23 protein-coding genes are annotated in these 21,862 nt (G+C 71.2%); 10 read left to right on the top strand and 13 right to left on the bottom strand.

Going from position 1 to position 21,862, the window contains the following annotated elements; genetic code table 11:
- Positions 1-37: 37 nt before the first annotated feature.
- Positions 38-1,306, bottom strand: coding sequence for an NYN domain-containing protein (locus KM427_RS10665; protein WP_215527162.1), 1,269 nt, complete (start codon positions 1,304-1,306; stop codon positions 38-40).
- A 101-nt stretch (positions 1,307-1,407) separates the two neighbouring features.
- Here KM427_RS10665 and KM427_RS10660 point away from each other — a divergent pair, with 101 nt between their 5' ends.
- Positions 1,408-3,222, top strand: a complete 1,815-nt coding sequence (locus KM427_RS10660) for a DEDD exonuclease domain-containing protein (RefSeq protein ID WP_215527161.1) — start codon at positions 1,408-1,410, stop codon at positions 3,220-3,222.
- 28 nt (positions 3,223-3,250) lie between these two features.
- Positions 3,251-3,529, top strand: a complete 279-nt coding sequence (locus tag KM427_RS10655; RefSeq protein WP_183590453.1) for an Lrp/AsnC family transcriptional regulator — start codon at positions 3,251-3,253, stop codon at positions 3,527-3,529.
- A gap of 24 nt (positions 3,530-3,553) precedes the next feature.
- Here KM427_RS10655 and trpD read toward each other — a convergent pair whose 3' ends face one another.
- Genes trpD through KM427_RS10640 form a run of 3 tightly spaced genes read right to left on the bottom strand, consistent with a single transcriptional unit; the run spans position 3,554 to position 6,064 of the window.
- The gene (gene trpD, locus KM427_RS10650) at positions 3,554-4,576 is read right to left on the bottom strand and encodes an anthranilate phosphoribosyltransferase (RefSeq protein WP_183590454.1); all 1,023 of its coding nucleotides are present in this window, start codon (positions 4,574-4,576) and stop codon (positions 3,554-3,556) included.
- Positions 4,573-4,968 (bottom strand): Rv3143 family two-component system response regulator, encoded by a 396-nt coding sequence (locus tag KM427_RS10645; protein WP_183592131.1) that lies wholly within the window; start codon positions 4,966-4,968, stop codon positions 4,573-4,575. Before KM427_RS10645 ends, trpD begins: the two co-directional genes overlap by 4 nt.
- 34 nt (positions 4,969-5,002) lie before the next feature.
- Entirely contained in the window at positions 5,003-6,064 is a 1,062-nt protein-coding gene (locus KM427_RS10640; protein ID WP_252275268.1) for a cytochrome c oxidase assembly protein, read from the bottom strand.
- Positions 6,065-6,198: 134 nt separating this feature from the next.
- On the opposite strand from KM427_RS10640, the gene ctaE reads away from it, so the two are divergent.
- The 4 genes from ctaE to qcrB are packed head-to-tail and all read left to right on the top strand — an operon-like array spanning position 6,199 to position 10,520.
- The gene (ctaE, locus tag KM427_RS10635; RefSeq protein WP_246389906.1) at positions 6,199-6,777 is read left to right on the top strand and encodes an aa3-type cytochrome oxidase subunit III; all 579 of its coding nucleotides are present in this window, start codon (positions 6,199-6,201) and stop codon (positions 6,775-6,777) included.
- 34 nt (positions 6,778-6,811) lie between these two features.
- Entirely contained in the window at positions 6,812-7,690 is an 879-nt protein-coding gene (qcrC, locus tag KM427_RS10630) for a cytochrome bc1 complex diheme cytochrome c subunit (protein WP_183590457.1), read from the top strand.
- Positions 7,687-8,769 (top strand): cytochrome bc1 complex Rieske iron-sulfur subunit, encoded by a 1,083-nt coding sequence (gene qcrA, locus KM427_RS10625; RefSeq protein WP_183590458.1) that lies wholly within the window; start codon positions 7,687-7,689, stop codon positions 8,767-8,769. Before qcrC ends, qcrA begins: the two co-directional genes overlap by 4 nt.
- Before the next feature lie 2 nt (positions 8,770-8,771).
- Positions 8,772-10,520, top strand: coding sequence for a cytochrome bc1 complex cytochrome b subunit (gene qcrB / locus KM427_RS10620; protein WP_215527160.1), 1,749 nt, complete (start codon positions 8,772-8,774; stop codon positions 10,518-10,520).
- 274 nt (positions 10,521-10,794) lie between these two features.
- Here qcrB and KM427_RS10615 read toward each other — a convergent pair whose 3' ends face one another.
- The 4 genes from KM427_RS10615 to ctaC all read right to left on the bottom strand — a co-directional run bounded on the left by KM427_RS10615 (position 10,795) and on the right by ctaC (position 15,099).
- Positions 10,795-12,003, bottom strand: a complete 1,209-nt coding sequence (locus tag KM427_RS10615) for a L,D-transpeptidase (RefSeq protein WP_215527159.1) — start codon at positions 12,001-12,003, stop codon at positions 10,795-10,797.
- An 86-nt stretch (positions 12,004-12,089) separates the two neighbouring features.
- Entirely contained in the window at positions 12,090-12,488 is a 399-nt protein-coding gene (locus tag KM427_RS10610) for a cytochrome c oxidase subunit 4 (RefSeq protein ID WP_183590461.1), read from the bottom strand.
- A complete protein-coding gene (ctaD, locus tag KM427_RS10605) occupies positions 12,488-14,242 on the bottom strand; it encodes an aa3-type cytochrome oxidase subunit I (protein ID WP_183590462.1) in 1,755 nt (584 codons plus the stop codon). The genes KM427_RS10610 and ctaD overlap by 1 nt, the downstream gene beginning before the upstream one ends.
- Positions 14,239-15,099, bottom strand: coding sequence for an aa3-type cytochrome oxidase subunit II (gene ctaC, locus KM427_RS10600; protein ID WP_183592132.1), 861 nt, complete (start codon positions 15,097-15,099; stop codon positions 14,239-14,241). The genes ctaD and ctaC overlap by 4 nt, the downstream gene beginning before the upstream one ends.
- Before the next feature lie 164 nt (positions 15,100-15,263).
- Between ctaC and KM427_RS10595 the strand changes: the two genes are divergently transcribed.
- On the top strand, positions 15,264-16,361 hold the full coding sequence (locus KM427_RS10595) for a cysteine desulfurase family protein (RefSeq protein WP_215527158.1): 1,098 nt from the start codon (positions 15,264-15,266) through the stop codon (positions 16,359-16,361).
- Complete coding sequence (locus KM427_RS10590; protein ID WP_215527157.1) at positions 16,362-16,607, top strand: sulfurtransferase TusA family protein; 246 nt, start codon at positions 16,362-16,364, stop codon at positions 16,605-16,607.
- Between the two features lie 154 nt (positions 16,608-16,761).
- Here KM427_RS10590 and KM427_RS10585 read toward each other — a convergent pair whose 3' ends face one another.
- Genes KM427_RS10585 through KM427_RS10575 form a run of 3 tightly spaced genes read right to left on the bottom strand, consistent with a single transcriptional unit; the run spans position 16,762 to position 18,966 of the window.
- Positions 16,762-17,925, bottom strand: a complete 1,164-nt coding sequence (locus KM427_RS10585; protein WP_215527156.1) for an NAD(P)/FAD-dependent oxidoreductase — start codon at positions 17,923-17,925, stop codon at positions 16,762-16,764.
- 13 nt (positions 17,926-17,938) lie between these two features.
- Entirely contained in the window at positions 17,939-18,559 is a 621-nt protein-coding gene (gene folE, locus KM427_RS10580; protein ID WP_183590466.1) for a GTP cyclohydrolase I FolE, read from the bottom strand.
- Entirely contained in the window at positions 18,556-18,966 is a 411-nt protein-coding gene (locus tag KM427_RS10575; protein WP_183590467.1) for a hypothetical protein, read from the bottom strand. Before KM427_RS10575 ends, folE begins: the two co-directional genes overlap by 4 nt.
- 96 nt (positions 18,967-19,062) lie before the next feature.
- Here KM427_RS10575 and KM427_RS10570 point away from each other — a divergent pair, with 96 nt between their 5' ends.
- Positions 19,063-19,749, top strand: a complete 687-nt coding sequence (locus KM427_RS10570; protein WP_183590468.1) for a helix-turn-helix transcriptional regulator — start codon at positions 19,063-19,065, stop codon at positions 19,747-19,749.
- Here the strand turns inward: KM427_RS10570 and KM427_RS10565 are convergent.
- A complete protein-coding gene (locus tag KM427_RS10565; RefSeq protein ID WP_215527155.1) occupies positions 19,733-20,716 on the bottom strand; it encodes a carbohydrate kinase family protein in 984 nt (327 codons plus the stop codon). The two genes, KM427_RS10570 and KM427_RS10565, sit on opposite strands and share 17 nt — an antisense overlap.
- A gap of 64 nt (positions 20,717-20,780) precedes the next feature.
- On the opposite strand from KM427_RS10565, the gene KM427_RS10560 reads away from it, so the two are divergent.
- A complete protein-coding gene (locus KM427_RS10560) occupies positions 20,781-20,990 on the top strand; it encodes a hypothetical protein (protein WP_215527154.1) in 210 nt (69 codons plus the stop codon).
- 482 nt (positions 20,991-21,472) lie between these two features.
- Here the strand turns inward: KM427_RS10560 and erpA are convergent, their stop codons facing one another.
- Positions 21,473-21,835, bottom strand: coding sequence for an iron-sulfur cluster insertion protein ErpA (gene erpA, locus KM427_RS10555; protein ID WP_183590471.1), 363 nt, complete (start codon positions 21,833-21,835; stop codon positions 21,473-21,475).
- Positions 21,836-21,862 lie beyond the last annotated feature (27 nt).

Genomic DNA, 21,862 nt, shown 5'->3' with positions numbered 1-21,862 from the left:
GTCCCCCGGACACCGTCCGGGAGGCGCGTCGCGGCGGTCAGCGGGCGAGCAGCCCCAGCAGCGCGTCGGGGTCGACCACCCGGGCGCCGGAGCGGGCCACGTCGTCGGCGACCGCCCGGTCGGCGGTGACCACGACGACCACCCGGCCGGCCGGCTCCACGGCGACCAGATCGCGCACGACGTCGTCGGCGATCACGCCGCGCGGGCTGTAGAGCACGCGGACCCCGCGCGGGGCGACCACCGGCGGTCGGTGGTCGGTCTCGGCCGCGTCGAAGACCAGCGTGGTCTCCGCGCCGGTACGGGCCACCAGCGCCGCGAGCCCGCCGGCGAGCCGGTTGCGCTGGGCCTCCAGCGACGAGCTCGGCCAGGCCCGCTTGCTGACGTTGTACCCGTCGACGATCAGCCGCGACCTCGGCATCGCGAGCAGCTGCTCGAGGAGCGCGGGACTCTCGGCGCCGAGCGCCCCGGCCGCGCTCGTCGTCCGCGCCCCCGACGCCGCGACCTCGGCCTCCACCCGGTCGGCCGGCACGCCCTCGACCGTCCGCAGCGCCAGCTCGCGGCGCAGCCCGGAGGCCGCGTCGATGACCGTGTCGAGCAGCAGCCGGGCCCGCAGCGTCACCTCGTCGCGGTCGGACCGGGCGGTACGACGCGCCTGCGCCTCCTCCGCGTCGCGGCGCTCCCCCTCGGCGCGGAGCCGGCGGTTCTCCTTCTCCAGCGCCGCGACCCGGCGCTCGACGTCGCCCTGAGCGGCGGCCAGCTCCTCCTCCGCCCGCTCGGCGCGGGCACGGGCCTCCCGCTCAGCCGCCCGCGCCTCCCCGATCCTGCGCCGCAGCGAGGTGTGCTCCGCCTTGTGCTCCTCGGCCCGGACCCGCTGCTCCTCGCGCAGGTCGCGCACGGCCTGCTCGGCCTCGGCCAGCCGGCCGCGCAGCCGCTCGAGCTCGCGGTCGCGCGGATCCGGCTCGGGCGCGGCCGCCACGATCCTCTCGACCCGCTCGGCGAGCTGCTCCTCCCACCCGTCGGGCCGGACCAGCCAGATCCGGGCGGCCACCGCGGCGTCGCCGTCGTCGGGCTCCGGGCGCGCGGCCACCTGGATCCCGACCCGCTCGCGCAGCTCGTCGTCGGCGAGCGCCTCGGTGATCGCGCTCGCGCCCAGACGGGCGCGCCGGGCCGGGGCGAACGACGCCACCCGGCGTACGGCAGCGGGCAGCGACGGCACGTCGGGCAGCACCTCGGCGGTCTGCGCGACGACGCGGGCGCGGACCGGCTCGGGGAGCCCGGCCAGCGCGTGCGGGTCAGGGACAGTCATCGGCGCTCCTCTCCCTGAACGTGTGGTCACCATAGACCGCGCGTCGCACCCGACCGCGCGTCGTCCCAGGAATGTCGGTGGTCGGATCTAGCGTCGAGCACATGGCCCAAGGACCCCGCGTGCACAGCGGCGTTCAGCGTGCGACCTCCACCTGGGAGTCGCAACGCAGTTTCGACGAGCTGGGCCGTCCGCTGCGCGACATCACGTTCTGCGTCGTCGACCTCGAGACCACCGGCGGCTCCGCGGAGGGCGGCTCGATGATCACCGAGATCGGGGCGGTCAAGGTGCGCGGCGGCGAGCTGCTCGGCGAGTTCCAGACCCTGGTCAACCCCCGCGCCGAGATCCCGGCCTTCATCGCGGTGCTGACCGGTATCACCAACGGCATGGTCTCCGACGCGCCGCCGATCGAGTCGGCGCTCCCGGCGTTCCTCGAGTTCGCGGCCGGCTGCGTGCTGGTCGCCCACAACGCGCCGTTCGACGTCGGGTTCCTGCGCTACTTCGCCGAGCAGCAGGGCCGCCCGTGGCCGACGTTCGAGGTGCTCGACACCGCCCGCCTGGCCCGGCGGGTGATCACCCGCGACGACGCGCCCAACTGCAAGCTCTCCTCGCTCGCGAAGGCGTTCGGGTCCGCGACCACCCCCAACCACCGGGCGCTCCAGGACGCGCGGGCGACCGTCGACGTGCTGCACGGGCTGATGGAGCGCCTCGGCGGGCTGGGCGTGCACACCCTCGAGGAGCTGCAGACCTTCTCCTCCCGGGTCTCCACGGCGCAGCGCCGCAAGCGCCACCTCGCGGAGGCGCTCCCCCATGCCCCGGGCGTCTACCTCTTCCGCGACGACCGGGCGCGCGTGCTCTACGTCGGCACCTCGCGCGACCTGCGCACCCGGGTGCGCTCGTACTTCACCGCTTCGGAGACCCGGTCGCGGATCGGCGAGATGGTCGGCATCGCGACCGTCGTCGACGGCATCGAGTGCGCGACGGCGCTGGAGGCCGAGGTCCGCGAGCTGCGCCTGATCGCGGAGCACAAGCCCCGCTACAACCGGCGCTCCCGGTTCCCCGAGAAGGTCCACTTCATCAAGCTGACCCGCGAGCCCTGGCCGCGGCTGTCGCTGGTGCGACGGGTGCTCGACGACGACGCCGACTACCTCGGCCCGTTCTCGTCGAAGAAGACCGCGGAGAAGTGCCTGGCCGCGCTCCACGACACGTTCCCGATCCGGCAGTGCTCCGACCGGATCGCCCGCGACCCCGGCGGCCCCGCGGGCGGGCGGACCCCCTGCGTGCTGGCCGAGATGGACCGCTGCCTGTCCCCCTGCGACGGCAGCGTCGACGCCGCGACGTACGCCGCGGTCGTGCGCCAGCTGCGCGACACCCTGCTGCGCCGTCCCGACGAGGTGGTCGAGGCGATCAACGCGCGGATGGCCGCCCTCGCCGACGACGAGCGCTTCGAGGAGGCCGGGGTGCACCGCGACCGGCTCGCGGCGTTCGTGCGCGCGGCCGCCCGCACCCAGCGGCTCGCCGCGCTCACCCGCTGCCCCGAGGTGGTCGCCGCGCGGCACGAGGACGACGGCCGGTGGGCGGTCCACGTGGTCCGCCACGGCCGGCTGGCCGCGGCCGGCGTGATCCCGCCCGGGGCCGACGCCCACGCGTTCGTCACGACGCTCCGGCAGTCGGCCGAGACGGTCCGCCCCGGCCCGGGCCCGGTGCCGGCGGCGTCCGCGGAGGAGACCGAGAAGGTGCTGCGCTGGCTGGAGTCGCCCGGCATCCGCCTGGTCGACGTCGACGGCGAGTGGACCTGCCCGGTCGCCGGCGCCACCCGGCACCTCGCGGTGCACGACGCGGTCAACCAGTCCCGGCTCTCGCTGGTGCCGTTCGCCGACCGCCGCGGGCTCGCCCCGGTGCACCGGCCGGCCCGCTGAGCTCACGGGGCCGAGTAGTGTCCGTCCCGTGATCACCGCCATCGTCTTCGTGAAGGCCGACGTCGCCCGCATCCCGGAGGTGGCCGAGGCCATCGCCGCGCTCGACGGCGTGAGCGAGGTCTACTCGGTCACCGGTCAGATCGACCTGATCGCGCTGGTGCGGGTGCGCGACCACGACGACATCGCGGCCGTGGTCGCCGACCGTCTCAACAAGGTGCCCGGGGTCAACGCCACCGAGACCCACATCGCGTTCCGCACCTACTCGCGCCACGACCTCGAGTCGGCGTTCTCCCTCGGCCTCGACTGACGGTCGGAAGTCCCGATTCAACCCTCAGGCGGACGCGGCGATCCAGCGCTCGAGGGTGGCCTTCGCGGCACCGGAGTCGATCGCGTCGCGGGCCTTGTCGATGCCGGCCGCCAGCGCGTCGGCGGGTTCGGCCGCGGGGTCGTCGTACACGGCCAGCGCCGCGCCGGCGTTGAGCAGCACGGCGTCGCGTACGGCGCCGGTCTCCCCGCCGAGCAGCCGGCGCACGACGTCGGCGTTGTGAGCGGCGTCGCCGCCGCGCAGCGCCTCGGTGGTGCCCCGGGCGATACCGAGCTCGGCCGGGTCGACCACGGACTCGGTGACCGCACCCTCGTGCACGCGCCACACCCGGGAGGTCGTGGTGGTCGTCAGCTCGTCGAGCCCGTCGTCGCCGCGGAAGACCCACGCGTCGACGCCGCGGCCGGCGAACACGCCCGCCATCACCGGCGCCAGCCGCGCGTCGGCGCAGCCGATCGCCTGGGCACCGGCCCGGGCCGGGTTCGTCAGCGGGCCGAGCAGGTTGAACGTCGTACCGATGCCCAGCTCGCGCCGCGCCACCGCGGCGTGCCGCATGGCCGGGTGGAAGGTGGCCGCGAAGCAGAAGGTGATGCCCGCCTGCTCGGCCACCGACGCCACCCGCTCGGGCGGCAGGTCGAGACGGATGCCGAGCTGCTCGAGCACGTCGGCGGAGCCCGACTGCGAGGAGGCCGAGCGATTGCCGTGCTTGACCACGCGAGCGCCGGCGCCGGCCGCGACGATGGCGGACATCGTCGAGATGTTCACCGACATCGAGCGGTCGCCTCCGGTGCCCACGACGTCGAGCAGGCGACCCGGGACCGACAGCGGGGTGGCGACGGCGTACATCGCCTCGACGAGGCCGAGCACCTCGTCGATCGTCTCCCCCTTGGCGCGCAGCGCCACCGCGAAGCCGGCGACCTGCACGGGCGTGGCCTCGCCCGAGAGCATCTCGTGCATCGCCCAGGCGGTCTGCTCCGCGCTGAGGTCGGTGCCGGCGACCAGCGCGCCGAGGACCTCGGGCCAGCTGGTCACGTGCCGGCGGGCACGCGCGAGCTCAGCAGCGACACGACGGTCTCCGCGAGCTGGATCGGGTCGAGCGGGTGCGGCACGGCGGCCTCGGCCCGCGACCAGGTGGCCAGCCACGCGTCCTGCGGGCGGCCGGTGAGCACCAGCACCGGCGGGCACTGGTAGATCTCGTCCTTGAGCTGCTTGGCGATGCCCATCCCGCCCGCCGGCACGGCCTCGCCGTCGAGGATCACGAGGTCGATGCCACCGGCGTCCATGTTCTGGATCACGACCGGCTCGGTCGCCACCTCGACGTACTCGAGCTCGGGCAGCTCCGGGTGCGGGCGTCGGCCGAGGGCCAGGATCACCTGCTGGCGGGTGTTCACGTCATCGCTGTAGACCAGCACCCGCAGGGGCATGGTCCGAGAGGTCGCGTCGTTCACGTTCGCGACTCTACCGGTCGGTCTCGGTGGGAGGTGCGGCCGAGGGTGTGACCTGCGGCGCGGTCTGGGGTCCGGCCTGGGGTCCGGCCTGGGGTCCGGTCTGGGCTCCGGTCTGGGGGCCGGCTTCGGGCGGGGACCCGGATGCGGACGCCGCACGCTCCCGCGCCTCGAGCCGGTCCAGCCTCCGGTCCTCGCGCTCGGCCTCCTTCAGCGACTGGCGCACCCACTGCACGAACAGGACGCCGAAGAACGCCACCGCGATCAGGTCACCGGAGCCCCAGAGGATGCCGCCGGCGAGGTGCTGGTCGTCGAGCGGGTCGGGCAGCCAGGCGCCCATCGGCCCGTCGTGCAGGGAGGCGTAGTGGTCGCCGCCGAGCACTTCCTCCTCCTGCATGATCGTGATCCCGAGGAAGGCGTGGAACGGCAGCGTCATCACGATCAGCAGCATCCGGAACGGGTAGGCCACCTTGCCGGGCACCGGGTCGACGCCGACCAGGGGCCAGAAGAAGAGGCAGCCCACGAGCACCAGGTGCAGGTGCATCGTCTCGTGGAGGTACGTCGAGTCCAGCGTCGCGGGGTACCAGCCGGTGAAGTAGAGCGACCAGGGCGAGGTCACGTAGAGCACGAACGTCAGCGGCGGGAAGGACAGCACCTTCGCGACGCGCGAGTGGAGTACGACGAGCAGCCAGCGCCGGGGCCGGGCCGGCAGCGTGCGCAGCGCCAGGGTGACCGGGGCGCCGAGCGCGAGGGAGAGCGGCACCAGCATCGACAGGACCATGTGCTGGACCATGTGCACGCTGATCAGCGTCTCGTCGTACGCCCCCAGACCGGACGCCGTGGCGAAGTAGAAGAGCCCCATCCCGACGGGCACGAAGGCGATCGTCCGGCCGACGGGCCAGCGGTCGCCGCGGCGGTGCAGCGTGACCACTCCCCAGATGTAGAGACCGGCCACCCAGACGGTCAGCACGAAGGCGACCGGCTGCAACGACCACCCCGTGAGCACGGTGCCGAAGGTGAAACGAGGGAGGTCGACACCGGCGTCCAGGACGGTGCCGACAGCGGGGATGAGCACGTTGTGAACTTTATGACGACGAAACGCGGGGGGCCGGGGTGCCCTCCCCGAGCGGTCACGCCATAATGGCCACCGTGGCGACAGCAACTGCGATTCCGGCTTCCCGTCTGCACGGGCATCATGACCGTCCGAGCATGGTCTCGGTCGGCACGATCATCTGGCTCTCGAGTGAGCTGATGTTCTTCGCGGCGCTGTTCGCGTCGTACTTCACGATCCGGGCGGTGAGCCCGGACCTGTGGGCCCAGAACACCCAGCACCTCAACGTGCCGTTCGCCACGGTCAACACCACGATCCTCGTGCTGTCGTCGCTGACCTGCCAGCTGGGCGTCTTCGCCGCCGAGCGCGGCCAGGTCGGCCGCACCGGCTCGGTCTGGAACGTCAAGGGCTGGGGCCTGCGCGAGTGGTTCATCCTGACCTACGTCATGGGTGCGATCTTCATCGGCGGCCAGGCCACGGAGTACGCCGAGCTGGTGCGCGAGGGCATCACGATCCAGGACTCGGCCTACGGCACGATGTTCTACCTGACCACCGGCTTCCACGGCATCCACGTGACCGGCGGTCTCATCGCCTTCCTCTTCGTGCTCGGCCGCACCTACGTCGCCCGGAAGTTCACCCACGAGCAGGCGGTGAGCGCCATCGTCGTGTCCTACTACTGGCACTTCGTCGACGTCGTGTGGATCGGGCTCTTCGCCACCATCTACCTCGTCCAGTAGCCCCGAGTAGACCTACCCAACGCAAGGACAAGATGTGCGTCTCCTGAATCGATCCGCAGGTCGACTCTCGCGGCACCGCCGTAGCCCCCTGGCGGGCCTGCTCGTCATCCTCGCCGGCCTGCTGCTGACCGGCGGCATCTTCACCGCCGTCGCCAACACGACCGCCCAGGCCGACCAGACCGCCTCCAACGAGGAGCTCGTCGCGAAGGGCCGGGCGCTGTTCCTCGTGAGCTGCTCCTTCTGCCACGGCCAGAACGGCGAGGGCGTGAGCACCGAGAACGGCAACCAGCTCGGCCCGTCGCTCGTCGGCGTCGGCGCCGCTGCCGCCGACTTCCAGCTCAGCACCGGCCGGATGCCGATGGCGCAGCCCGGCGCGCAGGTGCCGAGCAAGCCCGAGGCGTTCGACGACGACGAGATCGCCGCGCTGTCGGCGTACGTCGCCTCCCTCGGCCCCGGCCCGGCCATCCCGGACGAGTCCGACTACAGCATCGAGGGCCTCAGCGACGAGGAGCGTCAGGCGGCGATCGCGCGCGGTGGCCAGATCTTCCTGACCAACTGCACCGCCTGCCACAACTTCCAGGGCTCCGGCGGCGCCATGCCGCGCGGCGGTTACGCGCCGGCACTGCACGAGACCAGCGCCAAGAACATCTACCAGGCGCTGCTCACCGGCCCGCAGAACATGCCGAACTTCACCAACGGCAACCTCTCCCCCGAGGAGAAGCGCGACGTCATCGCGTACCTCTACTCGCTGCGAGACATGCCCGAGTACGGCGGGTTCGGCCTCGGCGGTCTCGGACCCGTGCCGGAGGGCATGGCGGCCTGGCTGTTCGGCATCGGCCTGTGTGTCGGCGCCGCGGTCTGGATCGCCGCCCACACGACCCGTTCGAACAAGAAGAAGGTGGACGCGGCATGAGCACTCCGTCCCACGACGGGGGCCACGACGAGCCCGTGGACGAGAATCTTCCCGAGCGCGACGACCTCTACGCCAACCCCGGCCTCCCCGAGCACCAGTGGCGGCCGACCGACGTCGACCCGAAGGCCGAGAAGCGCGCGGAGCGCCAGGTCGCCACGCTGTTCGGGCTGTCGGCGATCTGCACCGTGCTGCTGGTCGTCGCGTACTTCACCGTCGACGTCAACGACACCGTCGGTAACCTCGGCGCCCAGAACCTCACCCTCGGCCTGTGCCTGGCCGGCGCCCTGCTGTTCCTCGGCTTCGGCGTGATCCAGTGGGCCCGCAAGCTGATGGCCGACCAGGAGATCGTCGAGTACCGCCACCCGGCGGCGTCCTCCGACGAGGACCGCGCGGCGACCCTCGAGGCGCTCAGCACCGGTCTCGCCGAGTCCGGCATCGGCCGGCGCCCGCTGGTGCGCAACTCGCTGCTCGGCGCGGTCGGCCTGCTCGGCGTGCCCGCGATCGTCTTCCTGCGCGACCTCGGCCCGACCAACGCCCAGGTGACCAAGGCCCAGCCGTACCCCGGCGCCGGCCTCGAGCACACCATCTGGGAGCAGGGCATGCGCGTCGTCCGCGACGTGGTCGGCACCCCGATCAAGCCGGGTGACCTCCAGATCGGCGACCTGGTGAACGCCGAGCCCGAGGGCCTGTTCAAGAGCCCGTGGGACGGCGAGCCGCTGGAGGGCCTCGCCCTCCAGGTCGGCAAGTCCAAGGGCGCCGTCGTCGTCGTGCGCATGGAGCCCGACGAGATCATCCCGGGCAAGGGCCGGGAGAACTGGTCCGTCGACGGCATCCTCTGCTACTCGAAGATCTGCACCCACGTCGGCTGCCCGATCTCGCTGTACGAGCGCACCACCCACCACCTGCTCTGCCCCTGTCACCAGTCCACCTTCGACCTGGCCGACTCCGCCAAGGTGGTCTTCGGCCCGGCCGCGCGGCCGCTGCCGCAGCTGCCGCTGGCCGTCGACAGCGAGGGCTACCTGGTGGCGCAGAGCGACTTCACCGAACCCGTGGGACCGAGCTACTGGGAGCGTGGCTGATCATGGACACCAGCAAGGTCGCCAGCAGCAACACGACGACCGCTGCGACAGCGAGCAAGCCCAAGCGCATCGGTGCCGTCGCCACCTGGGCCGACGAGCGCCTCGGCCTCGCCGGCCTCGCCAAGAAGAACCTGCGCAAGGTCTTCCCGGACCACTGGTCCTTCATGCTCGGCGAGATCGCGCTCTGGAGCTTCGTCGTCCTGCTGCTCACCGGCGTCTTCCTGACGCTCTGGTTCACCCCGAGCATGGGCGAGGTGCAGTACAACGGCACCTACGAGCAGCTGCGCGGCGTCCACATGTCCGAGGCGTTCGCCTCGACGCTGCGGATCTCCTTCGACGTGCGTGGCGGCCTGCTGATGCGCCAGATGCACCACTGGGCGGCGATGCTCTTCGTCGCGTCGATGATGATCCACCTGCTGCGCGTCTTCTTCACCGGTGCGCACCGCAAGCCGCGTGAACTCAACTGGGTGATCGGCTGCCTGCTGCTGATCCTGGGCACGCTCGAGGGCTTCACCGGCTACTCGCTCCCCGACGACCTGCTCTCGGGCACCGGCGTCCGGGCCGCGGACGGCTTCATCAAGGCCACCCCCGTGGTCGGCACCTACATGTCGTTCTTCCTCTTCGGCGGCGAGTTCCCGGGTGAGTCGATCATCCCGCGCCTGTACGTCGTCCACGTGCTGCTGCTCCCCGGCCTGCTGCTCGCGCTGATCGCGGCGCACATGCTGCTGCTCGTCTACCACAAGCACACGCAGTGGCCTGGTCCCGGCCGCACCGAGAAGAACGTCGTGGGCTACCCGATGCTCCCGGTGTACGCCGCCAAGGCCGGTGGCTTCTTCTTCATCGTGTTCGGCGTGACCGCGCTGCTCGCCAGCCTGCTGTCGATCAACGCGGTGTGGAAGCTCGGACCGTACGACCCGTCCAAGGTGACCGCCGGCTCCCAGCCGGACTGGTACATGGGCTGGCCGGACGGCGCGCTGCGGATCATGCCCGGTATCGAGAGCGAGTTCTGGGGCATCACGATCTCCTGGAACGTCATGCTCCCGATCCTGGTGCTACCGATGCTGATGTTCGTGATCCTGCTGCTCCTGCCGTTCCTGGAGGCGTGGATCACCGGTGACAAGCGCGAGCATCACCTGCTCCAGCGGCCGCGCAACGCCCCGACCCGCACCGCCCTGATGGTCGCGCTGATGACGATGTACGGCCTCTTCTGGGCGGCCGGCGGCAACGACATCCTCGCCATCAAGCTGCACGCGTCGATCAACGAGATCACGTACTTCCTGCGCGGCGCGGTGTTCGTCGGCCCGATCCTGGCGTTCATCATCACCCGCCGCTGGTGCATCTCGCTGCAGCGCAAGGACAACGAGACCCTCCTGCACGGCTACGAGACCGGCATCATCATGCGGTCGGCCGAGGGCGGCTACTCCGAGCGCCACCTGCCGCTGCCGGACTCGAAGGCCTACACGCTCACCGCTCGCGACCGCGACCCGGTCGTCGACGGCTTCGAGGCCGACGCCGCGGACGCCAACGGCCTGCCGGCTCCCGGCGAGGGCCGGATCGCGGCGCTCCGCCACCGGCTCCGCACGCTGTGGTACACCGACAACGTGCAGAAGCCGACCCAGGCCGAGCTGGAGGAGGGTCACCACCACTCCGAGCACGAGCACGAGCTCCAGGAGCCGATGGACGGCCGCGCCGCCGACGGCCACCAGTTCGACGGTCACCACCTGGTCGACGACGAGTCGCTCCGGCACTGACCCGGCCCTGCGCCGTACGAGGCCGCCCACTCCCCCGCGGAGTGGGCGGCCTCGGCTCATTTCAGGCTGTGCCGACCAGGGTGTTGGTCTCGCTCTGGCTGGCCTCAGCCGTCGCGGCTTCCCGTCGCGGCTTCATCAAGGGATGAGGGCGAGGCCGCGCTCCCCCGGGTGAGCACACCGAGGGAACCGTCGCTCCACCCTCATCCCTTGATGAAGCGCCCGCAGCGCGCCGCACCGGAACGACGTTGCTCACGCCAACCGCCCGCAGACCCGCTCAGGCCAGCGCGGAGCCCTGCCGGTACTCCCGGAACGACTCGTTCCAGTCGCCGTAGCCGTTGTCGAGGGTCATCGGGCGATCGGTGCCGGTGTAGTCGACGACGTCGCCGCGGCGGGACATGGCGTAGAGCCAGGCGGCGTTCTCGGTGCTCATGCCGGTGCAGCCGTGGGAGACGTTGGCGTAGCCCTGGGAGCCGACCGACCACGGTGCGGCGTGGATGAACTCGCCGGAGTTGGTGACCCGCATCGCCCACTTCACGCCGGCGATGTTGTAGGCCTCGGCGCCGGTGATGCCGACCGTCTCGGAGTTCATGTCCTTGGACTCGAACTTCTCCATGATCACCTTCACGCCCGAGCGGGTGGTGAAGTCGGGCTGCTTCCCGGTGGTGATCGGGATGGTCCGCAGCAGCTTGCCGTTGCTGAAGACCTTCATCTGGTGGGTGCGCGCGTCGACCCGGTAGATGTGCGCGTCGCCGACGTGGAAGTCGAGCTGGCGGCTCTCCTGGCCGTAGATGCCGTTGCCGGCGGGCACGCTGTTCACGTCGACGTCGACGTGCACGTCGGTGCCGGCCTGCCAGTACTTCTTCGGGCGCCAGTGCGCCTCGTTGTCGCTGAGCCAGTGCCACGTGCCCGGCTGCGCGGGCGTGGAGGTCACCGTCATGTGCTTCTCGAACGCCGCCCGGTCGGTGACCGGAAGGTCGAACCTGACGATCACCGGCATGCCGACGCCCACCGTCTCGCCGTCGAGCGGCGCCACAGAGGCGTAGGTCTGCTCGTCGAGGGTGAGGCTTTGGGTCGAGAAGCTGAGCCGGCGGGTGGCCTGGTCGCCGGCCGCGCTCTGCCCCGAGGCCTTCACGACGTACGTCGTGCCGGGCTCGAGCCGCGCGGTCGCCCGCCACGAGGTGCCGTCGGACGAGACCTTCCCCGCGACGTCGCCGGCCGGTGAGGTCGCCTGGACCGAGCTGATCGTGCCGCTCGAGGCGGTCACCGTGAGCTCGGTGTCGACGGGCACGTCGCTCGCGCTCCGCTGGACGCTCGAGGTGACCCGGAAGGGCGTGGTGTCGGGCGTCGGCTCCGCGGCCGACGTGTCGCCGCCCGCGACCGCCGAGGCGCCCGGGACGTCGTCGGTGTTGCAGGCCGACAGCCCGCCACTCGCGAGCAACAGCAGCGCCACGGCACCGGTCAGGCGCGTGCGACTCACGGACATGGTCTCCCCCGAAACAGACGGCCTACGAACGTCGTCCAGGGTAACTGCCGAAGCCACACGCGCCGATTCGACGCGGCCGGGTGGGCTCAGTGAGCGTGGACACCCCGGTAGTACTCGAAGATCCAGCCGCTCACGGCCAGGGCACCGAGCACCAGGCCGATGATGAACAGCCACCAGGCGCCCGCGGCGATGCCGAAGACACACACGCTGAGCGTCAGGCCGCACCACAGCGGCCACCAGGAGTACGGCGGGAAGAAGCCGAGCTCGCCGGCGCCGTCGGCGATCTCGCCGTCCTTGCGGTCCTCGGGACGGGGGTCCATCCGCTTCGCGTGGAAGCCGAGGTAGAAGGTCACCATCACGGCCAGGAGCGTGGTCATGGTGAGCGCGGACGTGCCCGTCCAGTCACCGGCGATGAACCAGTAGGCCGGGGTGACGAGGGCGAAGAAGATCGTGACGATCGCGAAGATCCAAGCCTCGGACTTCATCAGGCGTCGCCCTCCGGGTTGTCGTTGCGGTCGCGCAGCATCTCCTCGCGGCCCTCCATGTCAGGCGCGTCGGCCGGTCCGCCGACCCGCGCCATCTCGTTGTCCTCGAGCTCCATCGCGGCGACCTCCGGGTGGTGCAGGTCGAAGGCCGGGGACTCCGAGCGGATCCGCGGGATGGTGACGAAGTTGTGCCGCGGCGGCGGGCAGCTGGTCGCCCACTCGAGCGACCGGCCCCAACCCCACGGGTCGTCGACCTCGACCAGCGGAGCCCGGCGCGAGACGTAGACGTTGTAGAGGAACGGCAGGGTCGAGGCGCCCAGCAGGAACGCGAAGACCGTCGAGATCTGGTTGAGCGTGGTGAAGCCGTCGTCGGGCAGGTAGTCGGCGTACCGACGCGGCATGCCCTCGACGCCCAGCCAGTGCTGGATCAGGAAGGTCCCGTGGAAGCCGACGAACAGCAGCCAGAAGTGCACCTTGCCGAGGCGCTCGTCGAGCATCCGGCCGGTCATCTTGGGCCACCAGAAGTAGAAGCCCGCGAACATCGCGAACACCACGGTGCCGAACACGACGTAGTGGAAGTGCGCCACGACGAAGTAGGAGTCGGAGACGTGGAAGTCCAGCGGCGGGCTGGCCAGGATGACGCCGGTCAGGCCACCGAAGAGGAACGTCGTGAGGAAGCCGATCGACCACAGCATGGGCGTGTCGAACGAGACCGACCCGCCCCACATAGTGCCGATCCAGTTGAAGAACTTCACTCCGGTCGGTACGGCGATCAGGAAGGTCATGCCGGAGAAGAACGGCAGGTCAACGGCGCCGGTCACGAACATGTGGTGCGCCCACACCGCGACCGAGAGGATCGCGATGCCGAGGGTCGCGCCGACCAGGCCGATGTAGCCGAAGACCGGCTTGCGGCTGAAGACCGGCAGGATCTCGGTCACGATGCCGAAGAACGGCAGGGCGATGATGTAGACCTCGGGATGGCCGAAGAACCAGAAGAGGTGCTGCCACAGGATCGCGCCGCCGTGCGCGGTGTCGAACACGTGGGCGCCGAGCTGGCGGTCCGCCTCGAGCGAGAGCAGCGCGCCACCGAGCACCGGGAAGACGATCAGCGCGAGCAGGCTGGTGACCAGCGTGTTCCACACGAAGATCGGCATCCGGAACATCGTCATGCCGGGCGCGCGCATGCAGATGATCGTGGTGATGAAGTTGACCGCGCCGAGGATGGTGCCGAGACCGGCCATCCACAGGCCCATGATCCACAGGTCACCGCCGACGCCCGGCGAGCGGACCGCGTCGGAGAGCGGCGTGTAGGCGAACCAGCCGAAGTCGGCCGCACCCTGCGGGGTGAGGAAGCCGGACGCCGCGATGATGCCGCCGAAGAGGAACAGCCAGTAGCTGAACATGTTCAGCCGCGGGAACGCGACGTCGGGCGAGCCGATCTGCAGCGGCATGATCACGTTGGCGAACCCGAAGAACAGCGGGGTCGCGAACAGCAGCAGCATGATCGTGCCGTGCATGGTGAACAGCTGGTTGTAGAGCTCGTCGTTGACGACCTGCATGCCCGGGTAGGCCAGCTCGGAGCGGATCAGCATGGCCATCAGGCCACCGATCAGGAACCACGCGAACGACGTGACCAGGTAGAGCTTGCCGATCAGCTTGTGGTCGGTGGTCGTGAGGATCCGCGCCACCTGCTCGCCAAGCGGCCTGCGGGGCGCCGGAATGGCGCTGGTCGGCTGTGCGGATGTCGTAGTCACTCCGCGCCCTCCTCGGACTCGTCACCGGACTCGAGTCCGGTCTGGGTGCTGGCGTAGTCGCCGCCGAGCAGCGGCAGGTCGGACGTCGCGCCGGCGTCCTCCAACTGCTGCAGGTAGGCCTGGTAGTCCTCCTGGCTGACGACGTGCACGTTGAAGAGCATCCGCGAGTGGTAGGCACCGCAGAGCTCGAAGCACTTGCCCTTGTACGTGCCGATCACGGTGGGGGTGACCTCGTAGTGGTTCACCCGGCCCGGGATGACGTCCATCTTCATCAGGAACGCGGGAACGCCCAGGTCGTGGATCACGTCGGGCGAGTGCAGGTTGAAGCGCGTGGTCTGGTCGACCGGGAGGTACAGGTCGGGGATCTGCGAGCCGGTGCCGCCGCCGTGGACGTAGGACTGGTACGGGAAGTTGTCGTCGGCCGGGTCGTCGTTGGCCGACGCGTCCATCTCACCGAGGCCGTAGTTGAAGGTCCACGACCACTGCTGACCGACGACCTCGATCGTGTTGTCGACCGGCAGGTCGTCGTCGAGCACGTAGTTCTGGGTCTTCACCGTGTGGGCGAAGAACACGATCACCATGATGACCGGAGCGATCGTGTAGAAGATCTCCAGCGGCAGGTTGTAGCGCGTCTGCACCGGGATCTCGTCGTCGCTGCGACGGCGGTAACGGATGATCACGTAGAAGATCAGGCCCCACACGATGACGCCGGTGATCATCGCGGCGATCCAGGCACCCTGCCAGAGGCCGAGGATGCGCTCGCCCTGGTTGGAGATCGGCGCCGGCATCGCCGCGCGCTTCCACTCATCGGTCGTCTCAGAGGAGCAGCCGCCGAGCACCAGGACAGTGATGCCCATTGCGATCAGCACGGCCGAGCGACGGATTGTCGCCGGCTTCACGGCCGAGCGCCTGGGGAGTTGCAGACCCACGAACGAGCCTCTCTCTCATCGATCACGGATACGCCGAACACTAGCGGAATCGCCCCCTCAATGATCCGGTGGGGTGCCGGTAGGTTGCGAGTGTGAGAAAAGCCGCGGCGTACCTGGACTCGGCATCGTCGGAGCCGCTCCACCCGGCCGCCCGCGAGACGCTGTCGGCCGCCTACGAGCGGGGGTACGCCGACCCCCGCCGGCTGCACGGCCCGGGGCGCGATGCCCGTCTGCTGCTGGACAACGCGCGCGCCGTCGTCGCGGAGTGCCTGGGCGTGCGCGCCGACGAGGTCACCTTCACCGCGTCGGGCACCGACGCCGTGCATCGCGGCCTCCTGGGGCTGCGCCGCACCGGCGCGGTCGGGCACGCGTCGGTGGCGCACACGGCCGTCGAGCACTCGTCCGTCGTCCATGCCGCGACGTGGGCCGGCGCCGCCCGCGAGATCCCGGTCGACCGGCTGGGGCGGGTCGACCCGGCGGCGGTGCCGGCAGACGCCGGCGTGGTCGCCGTCCAGAGCGCCAACCACGAGGTCGGCACCCTGCAGCCGGTCGCGAACCTGCACACCGCCGCCCCCCTCTTCGTCGACGCCTGCGCGTCGATGGGCCGGCTCCCCCTGCCCGGCGGCTGGGCGGCGCTCGCGGGCTCGGCCCACAAGTGGGGCGGCCCCGCCGGCGTCGGCGTCCTCGTCATCCGCAAGGGCACGCGCTGGGTGAACCCCTTCCCCGGTGACGACCGGATCGACGAGCGGACCTGCGGCTTCGAGAACGTGCCGGCGGCGCTCGCCGCTGCCGCCGCCCTGCGCGCGGTCGTCGAGGAGCGCGAGGAGGTCAACGCGCGCCAGTTCGCGCTCGTCGAGCGGATCCGCGAGGCCGCGGCGCTGATCCCCGACGTCGAGGTGGTCGGCGACCCCGTCGAGCGGCTCCCCCACCTGGTCACGTTCTCCTGCCTCTACGTCGACGGCGAGGCGTTGGTGACCGAGCTCGACAAGCGCGGGTACGGCGTGGCCAGCGGGTCGGCCTGCACGGCCTCGACGCTCACCCCGAGCCGGGTGCTCGAGGCGATGGGCGTGCTCACCCACGGCAACGTGCGGGTCTCGCTCACCCGCGACACCACCGAGGAGGACGTCGACGGCTTCCTGGCCGCGCTGTCCGAGGTGGTGCGCGACCTCCGCGCCCAGGTGGGGCTCTAGATGGCCGGGCCGCCCACGGTCGACCTCGAGCTCGACTGCCGCGGGATGCTCTGCCCGATGCCGGTCATCCACCTCGGCAAGAGGTACGCCGAGGTGCCGGTCGGCGGGCTGATCGGCGTGGTGGCGACCGACGTGGCCGCCCGTACCGACGTGCCGGCCTGGTGCCGGATGCGCGGCCAGGAATACGTCGGCGAGGACGCCGCGCCCGACGGGGCGCCGCGCTACCTCGTACGCCGGCTGCGATGACCAGGCCCGAGGGCTCGCACGCTGCGCGACGCTCGGCATCCACGCCGGCTTCGTTGCCAGCGCTCGACAGACACCCGGTATGCCCTGGCACCGGCGCCTTGCCGGCGCGGCGCCGAACGCCGCTCGCCGGCACGACCCCCCGGGCCTGCTCATCTCAGCTGACCGACTCCGCCAGCTCGGCGATCCCGACACCGGTGTCCTCCAGGCGCGCCACGTCGACGGTCCGGCCGACGAGCGCGCGCAGGTGGTCGATGCTGTCCCACTCGTTGAGGTGCATCCCGCCCAGGACCCGGCCGGCGTCATGCCAGAGCACCACGGCCTGCCGCGCCGCCAGGTCGCCACGCACGACGACGCTGTCGAGGTGCTCGCGCGGCACCCGCCCGACGTACTCGACCCCGAGGTCGTACTGGTCGGTGAAGAAGTAGGGCACCCGGTCGTAGGGCGCGTCCGCGCCCAGCATCGAGCGGGCGGCCGCCCGGCCCTGCTCGATCGCGTTGTCCCAGTGCTCTACCCGTAGCCGGCCGAGGGTCGGGTGGTCGTGGGCCGCGATGTCGCCGGCGGCGTAGACGTCGGGGTGGGAGGTGCGCAGGGTGGCGTCGACGAGCACACCGCCGTCGACGTCGAGTCCGGCCGCGACCGCCAGATCCAGCCGGGGCGCGGCACCGACCGCCACCAGCACCAGGTCGGCCGGCACCGGACTGGTGCCGTCGAAGGAGGTGCCCAGCCGCAGGTCGACGCCGTGCTGGCGGTGCAGGTCGGCGAAGGCCGATCCGAGCCGCTCCCCCAGCACGCCGAGCAGCGGCTGGGCCTGCGGCTCGATCAGCGTGACGTCGCACCCGGCAGCCCGGGCCGCGGCCGCGACCTCGAGGCCGATCCAGCCGCCGCCGACCACGGTCAGCCGCGGCTTCTCGAGCAGCGCGGCGCGCAGCGCGGCCGAGTCGTCGCGGGTGCGCAGGTACGCCGCCGGCGCGCCCGTCACCGGCAGCCGGCGCGGCTCGGAGCCGGTGGCCAGCAGCAGCTTGTCGAAGGCGATCTCGCCGCCCGGCGTCACGACCACCCGGCGCTCGAGGTCGACCGCGCTCGCGGCCGTGCCGGTGCGGACGTCGATCGCGCGCTCGGTGTACCAGTCGGCGTCGCGCAGACCGGTGGCCTCGACGTCCTCGTGGCCCAGCAGCACGTCCTTGGACAGCGGCGGCCGATCGTAGGGCAGGTGCTGCTCGGCGCCGAGCAGCACGACGTCGCCGTCGTACCCCTGCTCGCGCAGCTCCTCCGCGGCGGCGTTGCCCGCCAGTCCGGCGCCGATCACGACCATCGTCATGGGATCAACCTCTCTATCGATCTGGTGCTGTCGGTCGGGTGCGGGTGAGCGCGAGGAACTCCGCACGACTCGCCGGCTCCTCGCGGAGCCGGCCGAGCAGGGCGGACGTCACCGTCGTGGCTCCCGGCGCCCGGACGCCCCGCAGCGTCATGCAGAGGTGCTCGGCCTCGATGACGACACCGACGCCGGACGGCGCGAGAGCCTCCTCCAAGTGTCGCGCGACCCGTTGGGTGAGTCGCTCCTGAGTCTGCACGCCGCGGGCGTGGTGGTCGACCACGCGGCCCAGCTTGGAGAGGCCGACGATCCGGTCGCCGGGGAGGTAGCCGACATGCGCGACGCCGACGAACGGGAGCATGTGGTGCTCGCACATGGACCGCACCGGCAGGTCGCGCACCAGCACCAGCTCGTCGTACCCCTCGTCGTTGGGGAACGTCGTCATCTCGAAGGCGGTCGGGCTGAGCATCTCGGCCAGGGCGCGGGCCATCCGGCCCGGCGTCGCGGCGAGCGACTCGTCAGCGAGGTCCAGGCCGAGCGACCGGAGCAGGTCGACGGCGGCCGCCTCCGCGGCGTGGACGTCGACCCTGGGGTGATGCTCGACCCGCCAACGAGCGAGGTCCTGGGCGGCCTGGGTCATGCCCGGGACCGGTCCATGGCCAGCAGGCTGAGGGCCAGGGCGGCGAGCAGCAGGCCGAAGTCGCGCAGCGCGATGTCGTAGTACTCCCCCGTGCTGACCAGGTTGACGATGATGCCGGCCAGCCAGGCGGCGACCAGCAGCCCGCCCCAGCGCGGCGTGACGAGCACGACCAGGCCGGCGACGATCTCGACGACGCCGATCATCAGCATCGCGTCGTGGGCGTCGCCGGGGATCAGGTCGTTGACCCAGGTCGCGAGGTAGGCCTCCCAGTCGTCGGTGAGGACGCCGAGGAACTTGTCGAGCCCGAACAGGATCGGCGCCACGACGAACGCGGAGCGCAGCAGCAGGTAGGCCTGGTCGGTGTGGTTCGCCGTCATCACGGACGGCCGGTGGTGCAGCGTGGTCATGGCTCCTCCGGTTTCTAAAACTGAACTAGTTGCACGTTAGAATCCGTGGCACCATTGCGTCAAGAGTTTTCTGTTTTAGACAAGGAGCCGCCCGTCGTGGACCTCGCCGCCCAGGCCGCCAGCGTCGGTGCCCTCGCGGAGCCGATCCGCCTGGCGCTCTACGAGTACGTCGTGGCGCGCGGGGAGCCCGTGGGCCGCGAGGAGGCCGCGACCGCGCTCGACCTGGCGCCGCACACGGCGAACTTCCACCTCGACCGGCTGGTCGAGGCGGGGCTGCTGACCGCGGAGTACCGCCGCCTCGGCGGCCGCACCGGACCTGGCGCCGGACGCCCGAGCAAGCTCTACAAGCGGGCCGAGGACCCGGTCGCGATCTCCCTGCCCGACCGGAAGTACGACCTGGTGGGCCACATCCTGGCCAGCGGCATCGAGCGGGCGAGCGGTGCCTCCGGCCCGGATGTCGACACGGCGATCGACACGGCGGCCGCGGAGATCGGGCGGGCGATCGGCGCCGAGGCGGCGCCCGGCGACGTCGCGGCGTTCACGAGGGTGCTGGCCGACCACGGCTTCGAGCCCCGGGTGGACGGCGACACCGTGCTGCTGGCCAACTGCCCCTTCGACACGCTCGCCCGCAGCCACACCGAGCTGGTGTGCGGCATCAACAGGTCGTTCGTGCAGGGGGTCGCCGACGGGATCGGCTGCGACGTCAGCGCCTGCCTCGCGCCCGAGCCCGGGATGTGCTGCGTGCAGGGCCGGATCGGCCCGGAGGTCAGCCGATCGACTTGAGGTGCGGCTCGATGTCCGCGGCTGCGTCGCTCCCGTAGGAGTGCTCGAGGCGGGCGAGGAACTGGGCCGGGGTGAAGGCGTACTCCTGCGTGCCGACCGTCTCCACGACGTACGCCGCGAGCACGCAGCCCACCTGGGCGGCCCGCTCGAGGCCGAGGCCCCACGCGACGGCGGCGAGGAAGCCCGCGCGGAAGGCGTCGCCGACACCGGTCGGCTCGACCGCGGTGACGTCCTGGGCCGCGGGCAGGAAGATCGGCTGCTCCCCCGCGCGCTCGACGCGCACGCCGTCCTTGCCGAGGGTGGTCACCTGCACGCCGACCCGGTCGAGGACCTCGGCCGCCGACCAGCCGGTCTTCTGCTCGATCATGTGCGACTCGTACTCGTTGGAGAAGAGGATCGCGGCGCCGTCGATGAGCTCGCGGATCAGCTCGCCATCGCTGAACGCCAGCTGCTGGCTCGGGTCGGCGATGAAGGCGTAGCCGCGCTGGCGGCACTCCTCGGTGTGCCGGAGCATCCCGTCGGGGTCGTCGGCGCCGATCAGCACGTAGTCGGGGTGACCGACGCGCTCGACGACCGGGCCGAGCTCGATCAGCCGCGCCTCGCTCATCGCGCCCGGGTAGAACGAGGCGATCTGGGCGCCGGTCGGGTCGGTGGTGCACACGAACCGCGCCGTGTGCCGGGTGTCGGAGATCCGCACGTGGGAGCAGTTGACGCCGTGCCGCTCCAGCCACGAGCGGTAGTCGGCGAAGTCCTCGCCGGCCGCACCGACCAGCACCGGGCGCAGGCCGAGCTGGCCGAGCCCGAAGCACATGTTCGCCGCCACGCCCCCGCGCCGGATCTCGAGATCCTCGACCAGGAACGACAACGAGATCTTGTCCAGCTGCTCCACCACCAGCGAGTCGCGGAACTTCCCCTGGAAGCTCATCAGGTGGTCGGTGGCGATGGAGCCCGCGATCAGCAGCGACATGACACGGGAGACTACCGAGGCGAACTGCTACCCCGACCGGCCGGTAGCACTTACGGTCGATGTCATGAGCAACGCCCGACTGGCCTACGACGACGCCTCGACGCCCGCCGAGATGCGGATCGACTGCCTGGCGGCGCAGGCCGCCCTCACCGGCCCGCTCGCCGCGACGGCGCGCGAGCTGTCGCGGGAGCAGCCCAAGGCGGCGCAGATCGAGGTCCCCGAGGCCGCCGCCCGTCTGGCCCGCGCACTGCACCTGCAGCTCGACGGGGAGTGAGCGGCCCTCGCACCCACCGCACCGGTGGTTGAGGAGGTTGCGCTAGCAACCGTCTCGAAACCCGGTCAGCCGACAGGCATCCGCCACCACCGACGCCGTCAGCACGATGGTCTCGAGGCTCGGGCCTGGCGGCCCTCACACCTCAACCACCGCACCGGTGGTTGAGGAGGTTGCGCTAGCAACCGTCTCGAAACCCGGTCAGCCAACAGGCAACCGCCACCACCGACGCCGTCAGCAGGGTGGTCTCGAGGCTCGGGCCTGGCGGCCCTCACACCTCAACCACCGCACCGGTGGTTGAGGAGGTTGCGCTAGCAACCGTCTCGAAACCCGGACAGCCGACAGGCAACCGCCACCACCGACCCCGTCAGCAGGGTGGTCTCGAGGCTCGGGCCTGGCGGCCCTCACACCTCAACCACCGAGCGCGCCCGAAATGCAGCAGGCCCCGCCGGTCGTGCACCGACGGGGCCCTGCTGTCACTCAGCTCAGTGGAAGCTGTCGCCGCAGGCGCAGGAGCCGGTGGCGTTGGGGTTGTCGATCGTGAAGCCCTGCTTCTCGATCGAGTCGACGAAGTCGATCATCGCGCCGTTGAGGTAGGGAACGCTCATCCGGTCGACGACGACGGCCACGCCGTCGAAGTCGGTCACGACGTCGCCGTCGAGGCTGCGCTCGTCGAAGAACAACTGGTAGCGGAGGCCCGAGCAGCCACCGGGCTGCACCGAGATGCGCAGCGCGAGGTCGTCGCGGCCCTCCTGCTCGAGGAGGCTCTTCACCTTGGCGGCGGCCACCGGGCTCAGGTTGATGGAGTCGGCGTGGCGCTCGGTGGTGGTCTCGACCTGCTCGGTCATGGGCTGTTCTCCCGAAGTCGATGGAAG

This window comes from Nocardioides sp. LMS-CY, from assembly GCF_018732145.1.
Classification (GTDB): Bacteria; Actinomycetota; Actinomycetes; order Propionibacteriales; family Nocardioidaceae; genus Nocardioides; species Nocardioides soli.
The sequence above is the reverse complement of the archived record's forward strand: the minus strand, read 5'-3'. Positions and strand labels throughout refer to the sequence as shown.

Bases quoted from the DNA above. Each gene is read 5' to 3' on its own strand.
- KM427_RS10665 (WP_215527162.1), bottom strand. From the start codon at position 1,306: ATGACTGTCCCTGACCCGCACGCGCTGGCCGGGCTCCCCGAGCCGGTC.
- KM427_RS10660 (WP_215527161.1), top strand. From the start codon at position 1,408: ATGGCCCAAGGACCCCGCGTGCACAGCGGCGTTCAGCGTGCGACCTCC.
- KM427_RS10645 (WP_183592131.1), bottom strand. From the start codon at position 4,968: ATGCCCCTGCGGGTGCTGGTCTACAGCGATGACGTGAACACCCGCCAG.
- ctaE (WP_246389906.1), top strand. From the start codon at position 6,199: ATGGTCTCGGTCGGCACGATCATCTGGCTCTCGAGTGAGCTGATGTTC.
- qcrA (WP_183590458.1), top strand. From the start codon at position 7,687: ATGAGCACTCCGTCCCACGACGGGGGCCACGACGAGCCCGTGGACGAG.
- qcrB (WP_215527160.1), top strand. From the start codon at position 8,772: ATGGACACCAGCAAGGTCGCCAGCAGCAACACGACGACCGCTGCGACA.
- KM427_RS10615 (WP_215527159.1), bottom strand. From the start codon at position 12,003: ATGTCCGTGAGTCGCACGCGCCTGACCGGTGCCGTGGCGCTGCTGTTG.
- KM427_RS10610 (WP_183590461.1), bottom strand. From the start codon at position 12,488: ATGAAGTCCGAGGCTTGGATCTTCGCGATCGTCACGATCTTCTTCGCC.
- ctaC (WP_183592132.1), bottom strand. From the start codon at position 15,099: ATGGGCATCACTGTCCTGGTGCTCGGCGGCTGCTCCTCTGAGACGACC.
- KM427_RS10590 (WP_215527157.1), top strand. From the start codon at position 16,362: ATGGCCGGGCCGCCCACGGTCGACCTCGAGCTCGACTGCCGCGGGATG.
- KM427_RS10585 (WP_215527156.1), bottom strand. From the start codon at position 17,925: ATGACGATGGTCGTGATCGGCGCCGGACTGGCGGGCAACGCCGCCGCG.
- folE (WP_183590466.1), bottom strand. From the start codon at position 18,559: ATGACCCAGGCCGCCCAGGACCTCGCTCGTTGGCGGGTCGAGCATCAC.
- KM427_RS10575 (WP_183590467.1), bottom strand. From the start codon at position 18,966: ATGACCACGCTGCACCACCGGCCGTCCGTGATGACGGCGAACCACACC.
- KM427_RS10565 (WP_215527155.1), bottom strand. From the start codon at position 20,716: ATGTCGCTGCTGATCGCGGGCTCCATCGCCACCGACCACCTGATGAGC.
- KM427_RS10560 (WP_215527154.1), top strand. From the start codon at position 20,781: ATGAGCAACGCCCGACTGGCCTACGACGACGCCTCGACGCCCGCCGAG.
- erpA (WP_183590471.1), bottom strand. From the start codon at position 21,835: ATGACCGAGCAGGTCGAGACCACCACCGAGCGCCACGCCGACTCCATC.